Genomic DNA, 1692 nt, shown 5'->3' with positions numbered 1-1692 from the left:
CGCTCAGGAATACAGAGCGTGTGCTCGTAAATCCAGCGGTAGAAAAGATCTTAGAAACCGAAGCGAAGCTAGGTGCTGATCTTAAATTTGAAGATATTGCCGACGAAGTAGTAGGCGTTTATCCGCAAGTCATGATGGAAGGCACAGTTGATGCGGGTGCCTGGTCATGCGGGATGGTTGCAGGTTTAATTAATGATATTCCGACCTGTGAAGAGCTTATCTCAGGAATTATGGCGGATGCCGAAGCCATGATTTCTGAGCGTCTATCTAAGCTGCTTTAACGTAACTGTCTTGTCCTGAAATAAGTCGACACTTATTTCTCTTAAAACGCCTGATGAATTTCATCGGGCGTTTTGTTTTTTAAGGCTGTGCGTGGTTTGACATAACTTTGAGCATTGCTCAATGCCTCGCCCGGGATGTTCGCGTTGTATTCATCAATGTTTCGGTAGCCATTACCTTTTAATCCACTCGCTGTTAAGCTCTGTATACAGTGTGTATTGATTAATACGAACTTGTTGTATGTATGTAGTCTTAATTCTGATTGTGGTTGCGATCGTGCTAGGTCCTAGTCTTTGGGTGAAGCGCGTATTGGCGAAGCATGGTAAAAACATTCCAACTATGCCTGGTACTGGTGGAGAGTTGGCTGATCACCTTATTAAGCGTTTTGGATTGGGTGACGTAAAAGTTGAGCAAACTGAACTCGGTGATCACTACGATGATAACGACAAGATGGTTCGCCTTACTGCACCGCACTTTCAAGGGAAGTCATTGTCCGCGATTGCAGTCGCTGCGCACGAAGTAGGGCACGCCATTCAGTTTCACCGAAATGAACCGATTGCTCGACTACGAAAGCGCTTAACCCCTGCGGCAATAACAGTTGAGCGCGTTGCTATATTTATTTTGATGGCGGCACCTGCCGTCGCTGCGGTGTTGAAGGTGCCTCAAAGTGGCTTGTTGATAGCGGCCGTTGGCGTCATCGCGATGCTCTCTTCTGTTTTCATTCAGTTATTAGTGTTGCCTCTAGAGTTTGACGCTAGCTTTAATAAAGCTTTGCCGATTCTAATTGACGGTGAGTATATTACCGATGATCAAGTTGAGGCGGTTCGAGAAGTGCTTAGAGCGGCTGCATGGACCTATGTCGCTGGTACGCTCGCTAGTTTGTTACGTTTTGGTCGCTGGTGGGCAATCTTACGCGGCGTAACATAAGCCGCCTATTCCTTACCCGTTAATCTCCTAGACTTAATAGCTTCTATAACCGTTTTTGCTACTCGTTCTGATTGCTTGGCGATACAAACGCTTAGTACTCAATTTGCATTGGACTCTCCAATTTAGGTACCAAAAAGTGGCAACGATAGTTAGGATGGAACACATTAATCAAAAAGACAGTTAATAATTAACTGTCTTTTTGATAAGAATTTCTTTGAATAGTTGTTAGGTCTCAGAAAGCACACTGCTAAGTTTTATTTCTAGGTCCCTTGATAATACTGGATTGAATTTAGCTTGGTTAAAGGAGGGAGGGCCAGATTGTCCTTTCGCGTTATTCGAGAAGCCAATGGGTTCGATCGGTACGCCGGCAAAGCCGGTGCTAAGTTGCCCATTGCCGTCTTTGTCGTAGAAAACACTAACCGAATAGAAGTGGTTTTCCATGCCTGACAATTGAAACTGTACCTTGCCGTTTTCATCGACCTCTTG

General features: G+C 44.9%; 2 protein-coding genes and 1 pseudogene. 2 read left to right on the top strand and 1 reads right to left on the bottom strand.

Annotated features, from left to right (window positions below; genetic code table 11):
• Positions 1 to 281: pseudogene (locus A3739_RS20815) on the top strand (nitronate monooxygenase); the annotation flags it as partial.
• 238 nt (positions 282 to 519) lie between these two features.
• A complete protein-coding gene (locus tag A3739_RS20810; protein ID WP_068480612.1) occupies positions 520 to 1206 on the top strand; it encodes a zinc metallopeptidase in 687 nt (228 codons plus the stop codon).
• Positions 1207 to 1431: 225 nt separating this feature from the next.
• Here the strand turns inward: A3739_RS20810 and A3739_RS20805 are convergent.
• Positions 1432 to 1692, bottom strand: a 261-nt coding sequence (locus A3739_RS20805; protein ID WP_156502726.1) for a DUF2141 domain-containing protein, incomplete at its 5' end; no start/stop codon positions are given.

This window comes from Oleiphilus sp. HI0067 (assembly GCF_001635735.1).
The sequence above is the reverse complement of the archived record's forward strand: the minus strand, read 5'-3'. Positions and strand labels throughout refer to the sequence as shown.

Coding starts and splice junctions, on each gene's coding strand:
- A3739_RS20810 (WP_068480612.1), top strand. CDS start 520: ATGTATGTAGTCTTAATTCTGATTGTGGTTGCGATCGTGCTAGGTCCT.